Origin of the sequence: Streptomyces sp. NBC_01471 (assembly GCF_041438865.1) — a bacterium.
Classification (GTDB): domain Bacteria; phylum Actinomycetota; class Actinomycetes; order Streptomycetales; family Streptomycetaceae; genus Streptomyces.
The window spans coordinates 6,637,739-6,654,047 of the sequence record NZ_CP109450.1 but is presented as its reverse complement, the minus strand read 5'-3'; the positions used below and the strand labels follow the sequence as shown (position 1 = coordinate 6,654,047).

Genomic DNA, 16,309 nt, shown 5'->3' with positions numbered 1-16,309 from the left:
ACATATGCGTAAGAACCTGCTCCAGCGCTTGGGAGCTGTCGCTGCGGCTGCTGCGGCAATCCTCGCGGTCTCAGCATCGACTCCGGCGATGGCCGCCACCTCGGCCGATGCTTCTCCGCTCTCCTACCATTCAGGATCGACAGGTTGTTTCAACTGGTCCTGGACGGACGGATCGGTGACATGGACCGTTTATTACCACAACACCTGTAGCGGGAAATCAGGCCTTGAGGTCAGAACAGGTGCGTTTACTACCGAATGCATAAAGGCGTCCGGAGGCGCCAAGGGTAACTATGTGTTCTACAACAAGCCCATCGGCTTCAAGAGCTGCTGAACTCGAACCTTGAGCTACTTGGTCTAGCCCCTGATTGCGCCAAGACTTGAAGTTCCACCCAAGCACGAAAATGCGGTTCCACGAATTCCGTGGAACCGCATTTTTCGCAGCAGATTTTCTCCCGCAAATCAATTCACGACGGAAGGAAAGCCATCAATTAGGTGATGTCGTCATGCTCGCCAACCCTATTGAAACCGCTCCGCTCGGGAACCATTGGCGAAGGGGAGACTGGCTCGATCGCTCCTACGCCTTCAGGTGTCAGGTCCAGCTCGGAGGGTTCGTCAGCATCGGGTTCGTTAGCCTCGCGCGATGCCTTACGGCGATCGTGAAAAATCGCCACACCGACTGCGAGGAAGTACAACAAGCAGATTGGAGCAGCCAGTGCGAGCATGCTGAGCGGATCGACGCTGGGAGTTGCCACGGCAGCGAACACCGTGATGCCCATGATCATGCCGCGCCACCAGCCCAGCATCCGACGACCGGTGCAAATCCCGACGAAGTTGAGCATCACCAGAAGCAACGGCATCTCGAAAGAAAGTCCGAAAACGACAATCATTCGCGTCACGAGGTCAAGCAGGTCGTCGAGCGGTAGCAAGTTGTCCACGCCCAGCGGAGTGAACTTGATAAGCACCGAAGCAGTTGTCGGGAGGATCTTGTAGGCGAACAGTGCCCCGCCGAGAAAAAGCGGAACTCCCGCCCCAGCAAAGAAGCGCGCATACCGCTTCTCGTGCCGGTGCAAGCCAGGCGCTACGAAGGCCCACAGCTGATAGAGCCAGACGGGCGACGCCACAACAACACCCGCTGTCAGGGAGACCTTCAGTGCCAGCGTGAACGGAGCGAGGAGGCCGTTGAGCGTAATGCGGGCGCAGGTACCGGCGGGCTTGGCTGCCAAGTCGGCGAAACTCGTGTTGCAACCAACAGATTGCAGTACCGGCTTGGTGACGATATCGATTATGTGGTCATAGAAGAAAGCCGCAATAATCGTGACGACCATGATCGCCAGCAATGCCTTCGCTACGCGGTTACGCAGCTCACGCAAGTGCTCCACGAGAGGCATGCGCCCGTCGGGCCCTGTTTCCGACTTGCGGTCAGAATTAAGCAACCCACGTCCTCATCTCGTGCGGCGGGCGGCCGCTCACCGCGGTGCCCGCTCCGGCCCGGTTGTCAGCGCTTGGTCGAGTCCGACGGCTCGGTCACAGGACGGGCGCTGGTCACGTCTCCCGGAGCAGCCTGGATCGTACGCGGGACGTCGGTCTGGGCGTTGTCCTGCGGCGGGTCGGCCGGGGCGGTCTGCTGGCCTTCCGACTTCATCGCCTTGGCCTCGCTCTTGAGGATGCGGGCGGACTTGCCCAGGGACCGGGCCATGTCCGGAAGCTTCTTCGCACCGAACAGCAGGACGATGACGACGAGGATCAGGATGATCTCGGGGGCGCCGAGCCTTCCGAACATAAGCTGTACCTTCTCACCGAGGCGGCTGGGGTGGGGCTGCCCGACCGATCGGACAGGCGTCCGGTCGTCGTGCTGGCAGCGATCGTAACCCGCGGGGGTAAACGCAGGGCAATCCCTGTGCAGACTCGCGCTTGCGGCCCGCGCCTCGCTCCCGGGCCCGCGACCAGCAGCGTACCGCCCGAAACGGCCCCGCAGCAGAGCCGAGCGCCTCTATCGCAAACTTTCACCGCTCCGTGCGAGCCCGGTGGCCGCACGCTCCAGGCCCTCGGCGGCCTGGCCGATCTGTTGTGTGGCACGCGCCACTTGGGTGCCGAGGCGCTGGGCCTCGACGAAAACCCTGATGGCGAGCACACCGAGCACGGCGATTCCGAGGAACCCCAGGACGATCGCGGTCATCGGCCAGAACATGTGAGCACCCTAGACAGTGGAGTGGAGGCGCAGCGTCCGCACGCCTCCGCCGGTGAGGAGTTCGACGATCCGCTCACCGGCCGGCTTGCGCACCGACGATCCGCAGTCGGGGCAGGTGAAGGAGTAGAAGGTGGTGCGCCGGCTGGCGCCGATCGCCAGCCGCAGCGCGCCCGCGGCCAGCTCGAACCGGCTGCGGCAGTCCGGGCAGGCGGCCCGGAAGATGACCGGGCCCACTTGCGCCGCGAATCCGGGCATAACCGACATATTTCCCAACTCCTCTACTCCTGCCCGTCGTAGGCCGCGAGCGCCTCACGGGCCGCGAGCTGTGCGCTGGCCGCCAGGTCACCCGGCGAGACGATGCGCCCGTCCCGGCCCAGCCGCAGGGCGAGCCTGCGCAGCGAGGCGGGGTCGGGGGTGCGCAGGGTGATGCGCAGCCCGCCGTCGGCGAGTTCCTCCGCGGTGTCGTGGGGGTAGTACTCGGCGACCCAGCGGCCGCCCGGTCCGACCTCGACCACGACCTCGGGGTCCTCGGCCGCGGGCTGGACGAGCCCCGCCGACAGATCGCGCAGCTCCAGCTCGGGCGGCGCGGAGGGCTCGTCGAGCAGCCGGATCTCGGCGACCCGGTCCAGCCGGAAGGTGCGCCGGGCCTCGGACAGGTAGCACCAGGCCTCCATGTACGTATGGCCGACCGCGAACAGCCTGATCGGGTCGACCTCGCGCTCGGTGAGCTCGTCGCGCGCCGGTGAGTAGTACCGCAGCCAGAGCCTGCGCCGCTCCGAGATGGCCCGGTCGACGTCGGCGAACACGCCGCCCTCGGACTCGAAGGTCACCGAGAGCCGGGAGCTGGCACCCGCCGCCTCACCGGCCGCGGCCTCCAGCTTGGCGGTGGCCCGCAGCAGCGCCTGCCGGTCGCCCTCGCGGAGCCCCGGCAGGGTCGCCACGGCGCGCGCGGCCACCAGCAGGGCCGTGGCCTCGTCGGCCGCGAGCCGCAGCGGCGCGGCGACGTCGTCGGCGTTGTGCCACCAGATGGACTCGCCGTCGGTGTCGATGTCGAGGAGGTCGCCGCCGCGGAAGCTCGTTCCGCACATGGGCAGCACGTCGAGGTCCGAGATCAGCTCGTCCTCGGTGATGCCGAAGGCGCGCGCGACATCTCCGACCCGGGCACCGGGGCGCTCGCGCAGATAGGTCACCAGGGACAGCATCCGGCGGGTCTGGTCGATCGCGTTCGTAGCCACGTGCTCCTCAGTCCTTGGCCACGGCGCGCAGCCGGTCCACCACATCGGCCCGCAGGTCCACGGGCTCCAGCACGATCACGTCGGGTCCGAACTCCACCAGCCAGGCATCCAGGCCGTGTCCGTACGGAATCTCCAACTCGTCCCATCCGTCGCCGAGTTCCCGGACGGCTGTGGCACGAGAGCGCAGCGGGTATCCGGCACCCGAGCGCAGCCGGATCCGCGCGCTGCGGGTCGCGGTCTCGCCCGCCCAGGTCTCCACGGTCTCGCGCACGGTCACCACGTCCGGCACCTCGGCGGTGAACACACCGGGCCGTGAACGGACTTTGCCGGTGATACGGGAGAGCCGGAACACCCGCTCGGCGCCGCGCTCACGGTCCCAGCCCGCGAGATACCAGTGGCCGCGCCAGCACTCCAGCGTCCACGGTTCGACCTGACGGGCCTCGGGGCGGGCCGCGTTGGCCTTGCGGTAGTCGAAGACGACCGGGCGGCGGTCGCGGCAGGCCAGCATCAGCGGTTCGAACGCGGCCTCGTGGACCGGGATGCGCGGTTCCAGGGCGCCGTGCTGCACGGCGTACGGGTCCTCGGCCTCGGGCATGCCGGCGGCCCGCAGTTTCTGCAGCGCGCCGCTGGCGGCGCCGGCCAGCCGGGCCTGCTGCCAGACCTTGGCGGCCAGTCCGAGCGCGGCGGCCTCCTCGGCGTCGAGCGCGACCGGCGGAAGCCTGTTGCTGTCGCGGCGGGCCAGATATCCGGCGTCCCCGTCCAGGCTCTCGACCGTCTCGATCACCAGGCCGAGTTCCCGCAGATCGTCCTTGTCCCGCTCGAACATCCGGTTGAAGGATTCGTCCGAACCCGCTTCCAGATACGCCTCGATGGACCCCCGCAGTTCCCGCTTGCTGAGGGGTCGCCTGGTTCCGAGCAGGCACAGTGCCAGATTCATGAGCCGCTCGGCCTTGGCAATCGCCATCGACGCCCTCTCTGGAGTCCGGGTGCGTCCGCCGGGGCCATTCCCCGGGAAGAACGCAGCACGTGGAACGCAGGACGTTCCACGATCGCCGACCGTACCGCTCCGCGGTGCCCGGTCAAAAGCCGAGGGTCCATGCCGGCAGGCATGGACCCTCGGAAACGATCAGTTCCGGTCAGACAGCGACCAGGTCACAGACGAAGATCAGCGTCTCGCCCGGCTTGATACGGCCACCGGCGCCGCGGTCGCCGTACGCGAGGTGCGCGGGGATGGTCAGCTGGCGGCGGCCGCCGACCTTCATGCCCTGGACGCCCTGGTCCCAGCCGGCGATAACCTGGCCGACACCGAGCTGGAACTCCAGCGGAGTGCCCCGGTTCCAGCTCGCGTCGAACTCCTCGCCGGTGGAGAAGGCCACGCCCACGTAGTGGACCTTGACCTTGTCCCCGGCCTTGGCGACAGCGCCGTCGCCCTCCCAGATCTCCTTGATCTCCAGGTCGGCAGGCGGCTCGCCGCCCGGGAAGTCGATCTCGGGCTTGTCGATGCTCACGTAACTGCTCCTACTTCTTGGTGCTGGACAACCGGGACAGTCTTACATTGCCGCCAGAATGTCGACGACGAAGACCAGCGTCGACTTGGCGGGCAGGGTCGTGCCCTGGGCCTTGTCGCCGTACGCCAGCTCCGGCGGGATCACCAGCATGACCCGGCTGCCGACCTTCTTGCCGACGATTCCCTGGTCCCAGCCCTTGATGACCGCGCCCTCACCGATGGCGGTCTGGAACGGCGTGCCGGTCTTCCAGGACGAGTCGAAGAGCGTCGCGGAGGCCTTGCCCTCGTTGGGCTTCCAGGCAGCACCGCTGTACTGCATGTAGACGGTCTGGCCCTTCTTGACCGTGGCGCCCTTGCCCTGGATCAGCTCCTTGTCGACCAGCTTCTTCGGCGGGTCGCTCTTCGGTACGGAGATGGTGGCGGGGGCTTCTTTGTCCGCCTTGATCTGGGGCAGGTCGGACGAGGTGGGGGCCTGGGTGCCCTCGACCTTCTTCGGGATCACCTTCTTGATGTCCAGCGCGAAGATCAGGGTGTCCTTGCCGGTGACACCGAGCTGCTGCTGGCCCTGGCTGCCGAAGGCCGCGCTGGGCGGCGCGACGACCAGGACGCGGCTGCCGATCTTCTTGCCGGTGACGGCGTCGGCGAAGGCCGGGATGATCGTCTTGGAACCGGCGGTGATGAGCTGCGGGGCGCCGCCCTTGTCGAACGAGCTGCCGATGTCCTTGCCGCTCTTCCAGACCTTGCCGGTGAAGTCGGCCATCACCAGGTCGTTCTTCTTGACCACGGCGCCACTGCCCTCGGAGAGGGTGTGGATGACGAACTTCCCGCTCGGGTCCTTCTTGGGGACCGTGATGGTCGCCTTCTTGCCCGCGCCGCCCGACACCGTCGGCAGTGGGGACGCCGAATCGACAGGCTTGGGCACGGCCGTGGCGGCGGCCTTGTCGGGCGGTGAGGACGAGTCATCCGTCTTCTTGGAGTCCTCACCTCCGCAGGCGGTCAGCACCAGGGCCGGCACGATGAGCAAGGCAGCAAAACGGCGTCGCACAGTGGTCCTCGGGGTAGTGGGGGTGTCAGTGGCCGCCACTCTACGACTCCGCGTCCCCCATGTGGGCTCACGGCATGCGCGAGGGCCCCGCGCACTGATGTGTGCGGGGCCCTCGCGCGACCGGGGGTGAGGACGGTCACATCCCGGCGATCAGCTTCTCCACCCGGTCGTCCACCGACCGGAAAGGGTCTTTGCAGAGCACGGTGCGCTGCGCCTGGTCGTTGAGCTTGAGATGGACCCAGTCGACGGTGAAGTCCCTGCGCTGCTCCTGGGCCCGGCGGATGAAGTCGCCGCGCAGCCGCGCCCTGGTGGTCTGCGGGGGCACCGACTTGCCCTCGAAGATCTTCAGGTCGTCACAGATCCGCGCGGCCTGGCCGCGCTTCTCCAGCAGGTAGTACAGCCCGCGCCGGCGGTGGATGTCGTGATAGGCGAGGTCTATCTGAGCGACCCGCGGATTCGACATGGTCATGTTGTGCTTGTCCCGGTACCGCTCGATGAGCTTGTACTTCATCACCCAGTCGATCTCGGTGCCGATCCTGTCGAGGTCCTCCTCCTCGATCGCGTCGAGCGTGCGGCCCCAGAGCTCCAGGACCTGCGCGACCTGGCCCGTACGGATGCCGCGGCGGTCCACGAAGTCCACGGCCTTCTCGTAGTACTCGCGCTGGACTTCGAGCGCCGAGGCCTCCCGCCCGCTGGCGAGGCGCACCTTGCGCTGACCCGTGGTGTCGTGGCTGACCTCGCGGATGGCCCTGATCGGGTTCTCCAGGGTCAGATCACGCATGACCGTGCCCGCCTCGATCATGCGCAGGACGAGGTCGGTCGCCCCGACCTTCAGCAGCATGGTCGTCTCGGACATGTTCGAGTCACCGACGATGACGTGCAGCCTGCGGTAGCGCTCGGCGTCCGCGTGCGGCTCGTCGCGGGTGTTGATGATGGGACGGGAACGGGTGGTCGCGGAACTGACACCCTCCCAGATGTGCTCCGCCCGCTGACTCACGCAGAAGACCGCTCCGCGCGGTGTCTGCAGCACCTTTCCGGCGCCGCAGAGCAATTGGCGGGTGACGAGGAAGGGGATGAGAATGTCCGCGAGCCGCGAGAACTCCCCGTGGCGGGCGACGAGATAGTTCTCGTGGCAGCCGTAGGAGTTTCCCGCCGAGTCGGTGTTGTTCTTGAAAAGATAGACGTCGCCCGCGATTCCCTCCTCGTGCAGGCGGCGTTCGGCGTCGACGAGCAGGCCTTCCAGAATGCGCTCGCCGGCCTTGTCGTGTGTGACCAGTTCAGCCACGTTGTCGCACTCGGGAGTTGCGTATTCCGGATGCGATCCCACGTCGAGGTAGAGGCGGGCGCCGTTCCGCAGAAAGACGTTGCTGCTGCGGCCCCATGACACAACACGGCGGAAGAGGTAGCGCGCCACTTCGTCAGGTGACAGTCGGCGCTGTCCCCTGAATGTGCACGTGACGCCGTACTCGTTCTCCAGCCCGAAAATGCGGCGGTCCATGACTGAACATTACGCCTGATGGCCTGTCCTGAAACCGGGTTCGACGGCCCCGTTCCGATCATTTTCGGAACCGGCCTCGACGGAGCTGGTACCGCCGGGAGCTGCGAGGACCCGCTGAGTGGCCAGCAGGACGAGCAGCGCGGCGGTCCCCCCGCCTCCAGCGGCGGCGAACCCGGCGGGCGCACCGCCCGCCTCGACGGCCGGTCCGGCCACGGCCGTACCCAGCGCGGCACCGACGCCGAAGGTCGTCACCAGCCAGGAGAACGCCTCGGTCACCGTGCCGCGCGGGGCGTGCCGGTCGACGAGGATGAAGGCGCAGGCGAGGGCCGGGGCGAGGAAGACGCCGGCCACCGTCATCAGTGCGGACATCGCGGTCACCCCGGGCACCAGCATCAGTGGCAGGTAGCAGAGCGCGAGGGCGCCGACGAGGACGCGCAGCCGCTTCTCCGCGGCGCCCGCCCACTGCCGTGCCCCGTACAGCAGCCCGCCGACGAGCGCACCGAGGCCGATCGCCGCCATCAGCACGCCGTACGCGGCGTCGCCGCCGTTTCCGTCCGAGTAGGCGACCGCGGCCACCGTGATCGAACCCAGCGCCAGGCCGACGAAGAAGAAGGCACCCAGGAGCGCGAGCAGCCCGGGCGAGCGCAGCGCGCCCAGCCAGTGGGCCTCTCGGGGCGCCGAGCGCCAGCTGCGCGAGGGTTCCGAGACAACCACGGAGAGCGCCCCGAGCACCCCGAGGACGTTGACGGCCACCAGCGCGACGGCCTCCGACCACAGCGAGGCCGCCAGAGTGATCAGCAGCGGGCCGACGGTGAACATCACCTCCTGGGCCACCGCGTCCATCGCGTACGCGGCGTGCACCCGGTCCTCGCGCTTGAGGACGCCGGGCCACAGGGCGCGCAGTCCGCCCTCCAGGGGCGGCGTGAAGAGCCCGGCGATCAGCATCGCGGCGACGGCGACCGGGAGCGGATCGGTGCCGGCCACGGCGAAGAGCACCATGCCGAGGGCCGACACCAGGGCCGACGGCAGCATCACCCGGGGCTGTCCGTACAGGTCGACGGCCCGGCCCAGCAGCGGCTGGCCCACCGCGGTGGCCAGCCCGTAGACGGCGGAGAGCGCCCCCGCGAGCGAGTAGCTGCCGCCCTGGGCGCGGACGAAGAGCACGACGGCGATGGCGGCTGTCGCGTTCGGCAGCCGGCCGACGAGGGTGCCGGTCAGCAGCCGCGTCACATGCCTGGTGCCGAAGAGTTCCGCGTATCCCGCGGCCATGTCCGCCCCTTGTCTCCCGGCCCTGACCGGAGTGTTACGTATAACTTGCTGGCTCATACGTACCATGTGCGCAGACCGCGAGTCCAGATGGCCGCGGTCGGGAACAGGCCGGACGGAGGCCCGAGTGGACGCCCGAGCGACCAGCCCGGAACCAGTGGTTCCGGCTCGCCCCACCAGCCGTGACGTGGCCCGCGCCGCAGGCGTCTCACAGGCCACCGTCTCGCTGGTGCTCGGCGACAAGTGGCGCGGGCGGGTCTCCGAGCGCACGGCCGGTCTGGTCCGTGACGCGGCCCGGCAGCTCGGCTACCGGCCGAATCTCGCCGCCCGCGATCTCCGTCTGGGCAGCACCCGGACCGTGCTGCTTGTCGTCCCGGCGCTGACCACGGAGTTCTTCGCCCGCGTCTACACGGGTGCCGCGGCGACAGCGGCCGAGCACGGCTTCGGGGTGGTGCTCTACCCCTCCCCCGACGGTGTGGGGCCGGCCCGGGATCCCTTCGGCTCGGCGCGGACCGCGCTGGACGGGGTCATCGCTTCGTCGATGGCCGTCGGCGCGCTCGCCGCGATCCAGGAGTCCGGTCTGCCGCTGGTGATGCTGGACAGCGATCCCGGCCAGTCGGGGGCTGCGGCTCATGTGAATCTGGACATCGCGGACGGTATGCGCCAGGTGACGGACCATCTGCTCGCATTGGGCCACCGCAGATTCGTCCATCTGGCACCGGCGGTCGACTCCTGGACCTTCGATGTACGGGACACCGTGCTGCGGTCCGCGCTGCGCGGCGCGGAGGTCCGGACCGTCACCGCCCCGCTGGCGGTGGACGCCGCGCGGCAGGCGGCGGAGGACGCGCTCACCGGCCCCGGCCCCCGGCCGACCGCGGTGATCTGCGACGACGACATCCTGGCCGCGGGGGCCTGCAAGGCGGCGCGGCGGCTGGGGCTGCGGGTGCCCGAGGACCTGTCCGTCACCGGTTTCGACGATCTGGCGCTCGCGACCGCGATCGAACCGGAGCTGACCACGGTGGCCCTGCCGGCCGAGCAGATCGGCCGGCGCGGAATGGCGGCCCTGCTCGCCGTGCTCGACGGCCGCCCGCCGCAGAGCGGCGACCTGCCGGTGAACCTTCTCGTACGCGGCTCGACGGCCCCGGCACCGGTGCCGGACTGACGGACCCGGTACGGCCCCCGGGAGCCGTACGGGGTCCGACGGGGCCGCACAGGCGCGTGCCCCGGGCCGCGCAGGCGGACCGGGGCACGGACGGAACCGGGCGGCAGCCGGGCTACTCGTCCTCGTCCGACGGCGCGTCCGTCTCGGCGGTCGCGGCGTCGTCCGCGGCGAGCAGCCGGGACAGCTGGCGGCCGACGATGCGCTTGAACTTGCGCTGCTGCGGCCGGGTCCGGTCCAGCACCGCCACTTCGAGACGCTCGGCGGGGATCTCCCGCTCTCCTCCGTTGGTGTCGCGGGACAGCGCCTGCACGGCCAGCTTGAGCGCCTCCGCGAGCGTCATCCCCTCGCGGTGCTGCTGGTCCAGGAAGGTGCTGATCGTCTCGGCGTTGCCCCCGACCGCGACCGAACCGTGCTCATCCACGATCGATCCGTCGTGCGGCAGCCGGTAGATCTGGTCGCCGTCGGGCTCGGACCCGACCTCGGCGACGACCAGCTCCACCTCGTACGGCTTCTCGGCCGCACTGGAGAAGATCGTGCCCAGCGTCTGCGCGTAGACATTCGCCAGTCCACGGGCCGTCACGTCGTCGCGGTCGTAGGTGTAGCCGCGCAGATCGGCGTAGCGCACACCGCCGATCCGCAGGTTCTCGTATTCGTTGTACTTGCCGGCGGCGGCGAAGCCGATCCGGTCGTAGATCTCGCTGAACTTGTGCAGCGCACGGGACGGGTTCTCGCCGACGAAGACGATGCCGTCGGCGTACTGCAGCACGACCAGGCTGCGACCACGGGCGATGCCCTTCCGGGCGTATTCCGCCCGGTCGGCCATGGCCTGCTGAGGTGAGACATAGAACGGCGTCGACACCGGCTATCCGTCCCTTTCTGTCAGTGACGAGTGCATCGGAAGGACCTCAGAGCAGCTCGGCGCGGGGGCCGTCGGGCTGTTCGAGACGCCGCGCCAGGATCGAACGGGCGAGCTCGGAGCCCTCCTCCTCGGTCAGCCTGCGGCAGCCCTCGTCGGTGATGACCGTGACGATCGGATAGATCCGGCGGGCCACGTCGGGCCCCCCGGTCGCCGAGTCGTCGTCGGCCGCGTCGTACAGCGCCTGTACGACCAGGGTGGTGGCCTGCTGCTCCGTCAGGTCGTCGCGGTAGAGCTTCTTCATCGAGCCGCGCGCGAAGATCGAGCCGGAGCCCGTGGAGGCGTATCCGTGTTCCTCGGAGCGGCCGCCCGTGACGTCGTAGGAGAAGATCCGGCCCTTCTCGCGGTCGACGTCGTACCCGGCGAAGAGCGGGACCACCGCGAGGCCCTGCATGGCCATGGAGAGATTGCCCCGGATCATCGTGGAGAGCCGGTTGGCCTTGCCCTCCAGGGAGAGGGTGGCGCCCTCGACCTTCTCGAAGTGCTCCAGTTCGAGCTGGAACAGCTTGACCATCTCGACGGCGAGGCCGGCCGTCCCCGCGATCCCGACCGCCGAGTACTCGTCGGCCGGGAAGACCTTTTCGATGTCGCGCTGGGCGATCATGTTCCCCATGGTCGCTCGCCGGTCACCGGCGAGGACGACCCCGCCGGGGAAGGTCGCGGCGACGATGGTCGTCCCGTGCGGCGCCTCGACCGGCCCCTGGGTGGGCGGCAACGGCCGCCTGCCCGGCAGGATTTCCGGCGAGTGGTCGGACAGGAAGTCCATGAACGAGGAGGATCCCGGCGTCAGGAAAGCGGCCGGCAGACGCCCGGTGCTACGAGGGTTGGCTTCCACGCGTTTCCTTCCGGATGGGCGGCGGCCCGCCTTCTGGAGGCCGGGCCGATCTTGCGGACTGTGAACGGACCTTACCCGTGCCCGCGCCGGTCATCCGTCGCGGTGCGGTCGGCTTCCGCCGGCCGCACCGGACACGGACAACAGGTGCTACTCGCCACCCTTTTGAACGAATGACCGAACGAAGTCCTCGGCGTTCTCCTCAAGCACGTCGTCGATCTCGTCGAGAACGGAGTCGACGTCGTCCGAGAGCTTCTCCTGGCGCTCCTTGAGGTCCTCGGAGCCCTGCGCCTCAGGCGCCTGCTCCTCGGTCTCCTCGGTGGAGCGCGTCGCCTTCTGCTGCCCGCCGCCGGTGTCCTTGGTCGCCATCTACCTCACCCCGCTCGGTTCGATGTTGTTGAAGCTAAAACAGACTGGAACAGACTGGGAACGAACTGAATCGGCCCGACCCGGTCAGAAGCATGATCGGATCCGCTTGATCAGACACTACAAGCGGGGTCCGACATTGGCCCCGCACTTTCCTCAACGTCCGGGACCTACCCTGATGATTCCCACAGGCAGGGCTTTTCAGCCGCCCTGCAACACCCGGACCAGGTCTTCCGCCGTCCGGCACCGGTCAAGGAGCTCCTTGACGTGCTCACGGGTCCCGCGCAGCGGCTCCAGCGTGGGTACCCGCTGCAGTGAGTCGTGCCCCGGCAGATCAAAGATCACGGAGTCCCAGGAGGCCGCGGCGACGTCGTCCGCGTACTGTTCCAGACAGCGGCCCCGGAAGTACGCCCTGGTGTCCTCGGGCGGGTTCGCCACGGCCCGTACGACCGCGGGCTCGTCCAGCAGCCGCTTCATCTTCCCGCGGGCCACCAGGCGGTTGTACAGCCCCTTCTCGGGCCGTACGTCCGCGTACTGCAGGTCCACCAGATGGAGCCTCGCCGCGTCCCAGTCGACACCGTCCCGGCGCCGGTAGCCCTCCAGGATCTCCTGCTTCGTGATCCAGTCGAGCTCCCCGGACAGGCTCATCGGATTGTTCTCCAGCCGGTTCAGCACGTCCTCCCAGCGGCCCAGGACGTCCCTGGTCTGCTCGTCCGCGTCCGCGCCGTACCGCTCCTCCACGTACTTCCGCGCCAGCTCGAAGTACTCCATCTGGAGCTGTACGGCGGTGAGGGTACGGCCGCTGCGCAGCGTGATCAGCTGCTGGAGCCCGGGGTCGTGCGAGACCTGGTGGAGGGTGCGTACCGGCTGGTCGACGGCGAGGTCCACATTGATGAACCCGTCCTCGATCATCGCCAGCACCAGCGATGTCGTGCCCAGCTTGAGATAGGTCGAGATCTCCGAGAGGTTCGCGTCGCCGATGATCACGTGGAGGCGGCGGTACTTCTCGGCGTCCGAGTGCGGTTCGTCGCGGGTGTTGATGATCGGCCGCTTGAGCGTGGTCTCCAGGCCGACCTCGACCTCGAAGTAGTCCGCGCGCTGGCTGATCTGGAACCCGTGCTCGTGGCCGTCCTGGCCGATACCGACGCGGCCGGCCCCGGTCACCACCTGGCGGGAGACGAAGAAGGGGGTCAGATGGCGCACGATGTCCGAGAAGGGGGTCTCCCGCTTCATCAGGTAGTTCTCGTGCGTCCCGTACGAGGCGCCCTTGTTGTCGGTGTTGTTCTTGTACAGGTGGATCGGCTGGGCGCCCGGGATCTCGGCGGCCCGTTCGGCGGCCTCCGCCATGATCCGCTCGCCCGCCTTGTCCCAGAGCACGGCGTCGCGCGGATTGGTGATCTCCGGGGAGCTGTACTCCGGGTGGGCGTGGTCGACGTAGAGGCGAGCCCCGTTGGTGAGGATCACATTGGCCAGGCCGATGTCCTCGTCGGTCAGCTGGCTGGTGTCCGCGGTCTCCCGGGCGAGGTCGAAGCCTCGCGCGTCCCGCAGCGGGTTCTCCTCCTCGAAGTCCCAGCGGGCGCGGCGCGCCCGGTGCATCGCCGCCGCGTAGGCGTTGACGATCTGGGACGAGGTGAGCATGGCATTGGCGTTCGGGTGGCCCGGAACGGAGATGCCGTACTCCGTCTCGATGCCCATTACCCGCCGTACGGTCATGCGGCCCTCCTTGCCCGGCAGCGCCCCTCGCGGGAACGTCGCTCAAGTACCGCTGCTTCTCCGGTGCGTGCGCGGTCGTCCCCCGCACTGCGCGACTCGGTGATACCGAAGAGCGTAGAGCGCCATGGCGCCGCTGGGGAGATCATTACAGGCATTGCTGTCCTTGCGGCCGAAGGCCGGAAAACACGGCGGCTGCGGGTACCCGCCGGGGGACCCGCAGCCGCCCTGCCTTTTACAGGTACTGACCGGTGTTCGCCACCGTGTCGATGGAGCGCCCGGTGTCCGCGCCCTGCTTTCCGGTGACAAGGGTGCGGATGAAGACGATCCGCTCGCCCTTCTTGCCGGAGATACGGGCCCAGTCGTCGGGGTTGGTGGTGTTCGGCAGGTCCTCGTTCTCCTTGAACTCATCCACACATGCCTGGAGGAGGTGGGAGACCCGCAGACCCTTCTGTCCCTGGTCGAGGAAGGCCTTGATGGCCATCTTCTTGGCCCGGTCGACGATGTTCTGGATCATCGCGCCGGAGTTGAAGTCCTTGAAGTACAGGACTTCCTTGTCGCCGTTGGCGTACGTGACTTCGAGGAAGCGGTTCTCCTCGGACTCCGTGTACATCCGCTCCACGACGGACTGGATCATGGCGCTGACCGTGACGTCGGGGTTCTCCCGGTGTTCGGCCAGGTCGTCCGTGTGCAGCGGCAGCGAAGAACGCAGGTACTTGGCGAAGATGTCCTTCGCCGCCTCCGCGTCCGGACGCTCGATCTTGATCTTGACGTCGAGCCGGCCCGGCCGCAGGATCGCCGGGTCGATCATGTCCTCGCGGTTGGATGCGCCGATGACGATGACGTTCTCCAGGCCCTCCACACCGTCGATCTCGGCGAGCAGCTGCGGGACGATGGTGTTCTCCACGTCCGAGCTGACGCCTGACCCACGGGTGCGGAAGAGGGATTCCATCTCGTCGAAGAAGACGATGACGGGGGTGCCCTCGCTCGCCTTCTCCCGGGCACGCTGGAAGACCAGGCGGATGTGCCGCTCGGTCTCACCGACGTACTTGTTGAGGAGCTCGGGGCCCTTGATGTTGAGGAAGTAGCTCTTCCCCGCGGGCTGACCGGTGACCTCGGCGACTTTCTTGGCAAGGGAGTTGGCCACGGCCTTGGCAATGAGAGTCTTGCCGCAGCCGGGCGGGCCGTAGAGCAGGATGCCCTTCGGCGGCCGCAGCTCGTGCTCCTTGAAGAGGTCGGGGTGGAGGTACGGAAGCTCGACCGCGTCGCGGATCAGCTCGATCTGGTCGCCCAGGCCGCCGATCTTGTCGTAGTCGATGTCCGGGACCTCTTCGAGGACGAGCTCCTCGACCTCGCTCTTCGGCACCACTTCATAGACGTAACCGGACCTGGAGTCGAGCAGCAGGGCGTCGCCGGGGCGGATGGTGATGTCCAGCAGGGGCTCGGCGAGCCGCACCACCCGTTCCTCGTCGGTGTGCCCGATCACCAGGGCACGCTCGCCGTCCTCAAGGATCTCCTTGAGGGTGACGATGTCCCCGGCGCGCTCGAATTCCATGGCCTCGACCACGTTGAGCGCTTCGTTGAGCATGACTTCCTGGCCACGCCTGAGCTCTTCGAGCTCGACGCTGGGACTCACGTTCACCCGGAGCTTGCGGCCCCCGGTGAAGATGTCGCAGGTCCCGTCCTCATTGGCCTGCAGGAAGACACCGAAGCCGGCCGGCGGCTGTGCGAGCCGGTCGACCTCCTCCTTGAGGGCCACGATCTGGTCGCGGGCCTCACGGAGTGTATTGGCGAGCCGCTCGTTCTGCGCGGACACGCCTGCCAGGTTGGTCTGCAGCTCGACGATCCGCTCTTCGAGAATCCTCGTATGACGCGGAGAGTCGGCGAGCTTGCGGCGCAGGACGGCGATTTCCTGCTCGAGATAGGCAACCTGGCCGGCGGGGTCCTCGGACCCTCGCGCGGGCCGGGTGCCGCGGTTGATGTCGTCGTCGTGGGCTGCCACGGTCCTCACCTCCTCCAAGGGGAGCTGGACGCTTCCTGACCCTACCTGGGCGGCTGGTGATTGAAACCCCTAGATCACAAAGACCGTCGGGGTGTGTCTGATCTTCACCCTTGCGTACTCCCTCACGCCTTGGGAATACCCACCCAACAACATCGGAAAGCGGCCGGTTGTATCGTCGAAGTGTTCAACACCCGTCAGGGCTGGCTTCAATTGGTTCAACCGCGCAGGAACGGCAGGAGAAATGACCGTGCAGGACGAGGCTCCCACCAGCGACGGCGCCCAGGCGCTGGAGGTCTGGATCGACCAGGATCTCTGCACCGGGGACGGCATCTGCGCCCAGTACGCGCCCGAGGTGTTCGAGCTGGACATCGACGGGCTGGCGTACGTGAAGAGCGCCGACGACGAACTGCTCCAGTCGGTCGGCGCCACAACGCCCGTACCGCTGCCGCTCCTCCAGGACGTGGTGGACTCGGCCAAGGAGTGCCCGGGCGACTGCATCCATGTACGGCGTGTTTCGGACAGCGTCGAGGTCTACGGACCCGCTGCCGAGTAGGCCGTCATACGCCAGGCGCCGTCACGTGC

Annotated in this window: 18 protein-coding genes; 3 read left to right on the top strand and 15 right to left on the bottom strand. The window is 68.0% G+C overall.

The features are described 5' to 3' along the window. Positions 1-4: 4 nt before the first annotated feature. Entirely contained in the window at positions 5-331 is a 327-nt protein-coding gene (locus tag OG285_RS29820; RefSeq protein ID WP_371792712.1) for a hypothetical protein, read from the top strand. Between the two features lie 157 nt (positions 332-488). On the opposite strand, the gene tatC is transcribed toward OG285_RS29820, so the two are convergent. The 10 genes from tatC to OG285_RS29770 all read right to left on the bottom strand — a co-directional run bounded on the left by tatC (position 489) and on the right by OG285_RS29770 (position 8,742). After that, positions 489-1,433: a twin-arginine translocase subunit TatC gene (tatC, locus tag OG285_RS29815; protein WP_371792711.1), complete on the bottom strand. Its 945-nt coding sequence runs from the start codon at positions 1,431-1,433 to the stop codon at positions 489-491. Positions 1,434-1,495: 62 nt separating this feature from the next. Then, a complete protein-coding gene (gene tatA / locus OG285_RS29810) occupies positions 1,496-1,780 on the bottom strand; it encodes a Sec-independent protein translocase subunit TatA (RefSeq protein WP_356829559.1) in 285 nt (94 codons plus the stop codon). Between the two features lie 210 nt (positions 1,781-1,990). Then, positions 1,991-2,188 (bottom strand): hypothetical protein, encoded by a 198-nt coding sequence (locus tag OG285_RS29805; protein ID WP_371792710.1) that lies wholly within the window; start codon positions 2,186-2,188, stop codon positions 1,991-1,993. A 9-nt stretch (positions 2,189-2,197) separates the two neighbouring features. Further along, positions 2,198-2,443, bottom strand: a complete 246-nt coding sequence (locus OG285_RS29800) for a hypothetical protein (protein ID WP_356829563.1) — start codon at positions 2,441-2,443, stop codon at positions 2,198-2,200. A gap of 23 nt (positions 2,444-2,466) precedes the next feature. Beyond that, complete coding sequence (locus OG285_RS29795; protein WP_371792709.1) at positions 2,467-3,423, bottom strand: helix-turn-helix transcriptional regulator; 957 nt, start codon at positions 3,421-3,423, stop codon at positions 2,467-2,469. 7 nt (positions 3,424-3,430) lie between these two features. Continuing rightward, positions 3,431-4,387, bottom strand: a complete 957-nt coding sequence (locus tag OG285_RS29790; protein WP_356829567.1) for a WYL domain-containing protein — start codon at positions 4,385-4,387, stop codon at positions 3,431-3,433. A gap of 172 nt (positions 4,388-4,559) precedes the next feature. Further along, complete coding sequence (locus OG285_RS29785; protein ID WP_356829569.1) at positions 4,560-4,931, bottom strand: FKBP-type peptidyl-prolyl cis-trans isomerase; 372 nt, start codon at positions 4,929-4,931, stop codon at positions 4,560-4,562. A gap of 42 nt (positions 4,932-4,973) precedes the next feature. Beyond that, positions 4,974-5,975: an FKBP-type peptidyl-prolyl cis-trans isomerase gene (locus tag OG285_RS29780; protein ID WP_356829571.1), complete on the bottom strand. Its 1,002-nt coding sequence runs from the start codon at positions 5,973-5,975 to the stop codon at positions 4,974-4,976. A 136-nt stretch (positions 5,976-6,111) separates the two neighbouring features. Further along, positions 6,112-7,473, bottom strand: a complete 1,362-nt coding sequence (pafA, locus tag OG285_RS29775) for a Pup--protein ligase (RefSeq protein ID WP_356829573.1) — start codon at positions 7,471-7,473, stop codon at positions 6,112-6,114. Positions 7,474-7,482: 9 nt separating this feature from the next. Next, the gene (locus OG285_RS29770; RefSeq protein WP_371792708.1) at positions 7,483-8,742 is read right to left on the bottom strand and encodes an MFS transporter; all 1,260 of its coding nucleotides are present in this window, start codon (positions 8,740-8,742) and stop codon (positions 7,483-7,485) included. A 64-nt stretch (positions 8,743-8,806) separates the two neighbouring features. Here OG285_RS29770 and OG285_RS29765 point away from each other — a divergent pair, with 64 nt between their 5' ends. Beyond that, positions 8,807-9,901: a LacI family DNA-binding transcriptional regulator gene (locus tag OG285_RS29765; RefSeq protein ID WP_371792707.1), complete on the top strand. Its 1,095-nt coding sequence runs from the start codon at positions 8,807-8,809 to the stop codon at positions 9,899-9,901. Between the two features lie 112 nt (positions 9,902-10,013). On the opposite strand, the gene prcA is transcribed toward OG285_RS29765, so the two are convergent. The 5 genes from prcA to arc form a co-directional block, all read right to left on the bottom strand. Further along, positions 10,014-10,760, bottom strand: coding sequence for a proteasome subunit alpha (prcA, locus tag OG285_RS29760; RefSeq protein WP_356829579.1), 747 nt, complete (start codon positions 10,758-10,760; stop codon positions 10,014-10,016). A 46-nt stretch (positions 10,761-10,806) separates the two neighbouring features. Further along, entirely contained in the window at positions 10,807-11,652 is an 846-nt protein-coding gene (prcB, locus tag OG285_RS29755) for a proteasome subunit beta (RefSeq protein ID WP_356829581.1), read from the bottom strand. A gap of 147 nt (positions 11,653-11,799) precedes the next feature. Continuing rightward, positions 11,800-12,018 carry a ubiquitin-like protein Pup gene (locus tag OG285_RS29750; protein WP_164263898.1) on the bottom strand — a complete coding sequence of 73 codons (219 nt, stop codon included), beginning with the start codon at positions 12,016-12,018 and terminating at the stop codon, positions 11,800-11,802. Positions 12,019-12,216: 198 nt separating this feature from the next. Next, positions 12,217-13,728, bottom strand: coding sequence for a depupylase/deamidase Dop (dop, locus tag OG285_RS29745; RefSeq protein WP_356829584.1), 1,512 nt, complete (start codon positions 13,726-13,728; stop codon positions 12,217-12,219). 232 nt (positions 13,729-13,960) lie between these two features. After that, on the bottom strand, positions 13,961-15,727 hold the full coding sequence (arc, locus tag OG285_RS29740) for a proteasome ATPase (protein ID WP_266858700.1): 1,767 nt from the start codon (positions 15,725-15,727) through the stop codon (positions 13,961-13,963). A 241-nt stretch (positions 15,728-15,968) separates the two neighbouring features. Between arc and OG285_RS29735 the strand changes: the two genes are divergently transcribed. Next, on the top strand, positions 15,969-16,280 hold the full coding sequence (locus OG285_RS29735; protein WP_164263904.1) for a ferredoxin: 312 nt from the start codon (positions 15,969-15,971) through the stop codon (positions 16,278-16,280). Positions 16,281-16,309: the final 29 nt, after the last annotated feature.

Excerpts from the sequence above, each read along its gene's own strand:
- OG285_RS29790 (WP_356829567.1), bottom strand. The coding sequence starts at position 4,387 with ATGGCGATTGCCAAGGCCGAGCGGCTCATGAATCTGGCACTGTGCCTG.
- tatA (WP_356829559.1), bottom strand. The coding sequence starts at position 1,780 with ATGTTCGGAAGGCTCGGCGCCCCCGAGATCATCCTGATCCTCGTCGTC.
- OG285_RS29765 (WP_371792707.1), top strand. The coding sequence starts at position 8,807 with ATGTGCGCAGACCGCGAGTCCAGATGGCCGCGGTCGGGAACAGGCCGG.
- OG285_RS29750 (WP_164263898.1), bottom strand. The coding sequence starts at position 12,018 with ATGGCGACCAAGGACACCGGCGGCGGGCAGCAGAAGGCGACGCGCTCC.
- OG285_RS29770 (WP_371792708.1), bottom strand. The coding sequence starts at position 8,742 with ATGGCCGCGGGATACGCGGAACTCTTCGGCACCAGGCATGTGACGCGG.
- OG285_RS29805 (WP_371792710.1), bottom strand. The coding sequence starts at position 2,188 with ATGTTCTGGCCGATGACCGCGATCGTCCTGGGGTTCCTCGGAATCGCC.
- OG285_RS29820 (WP_371792712.1), top strand. The coding sequence starts at position 5 with ATGCGTAAGAACCTGCTCCAGCGCTTGGGAGCTGTCGCTGCGGCTGCT.
- dop (WP_356829584.1), bottom strand. The coding sequence starts at position 13,728 with ATGACCGTACGGCGGGTAATGGGCATCGAGACGGAGTACGGCATCTCC.
- OG285_RS29735 (WP_164263904.1), top strand. The coding sequence starts at position 15,969 with ATGACCGTGCAGGACGAGGCTCCCACCAGCGACGGCGCCCAGGCGCTG.
- pafA (WP_356829573.1), bottom strand. The coding sequence starts at position 7,473 with ATGGACCGCCGCATTTTCGGGCTGGAGAACGAGTACGGCGTCACGTGC.
- OG285_RS29800 (WP_356829563.1), bottom strand. The coding sequence starts at position 2,443 with ATGCCCGGATTCGCGGCGCAAGTGGGCCCGGTCATCTTCCGGGCCGCC.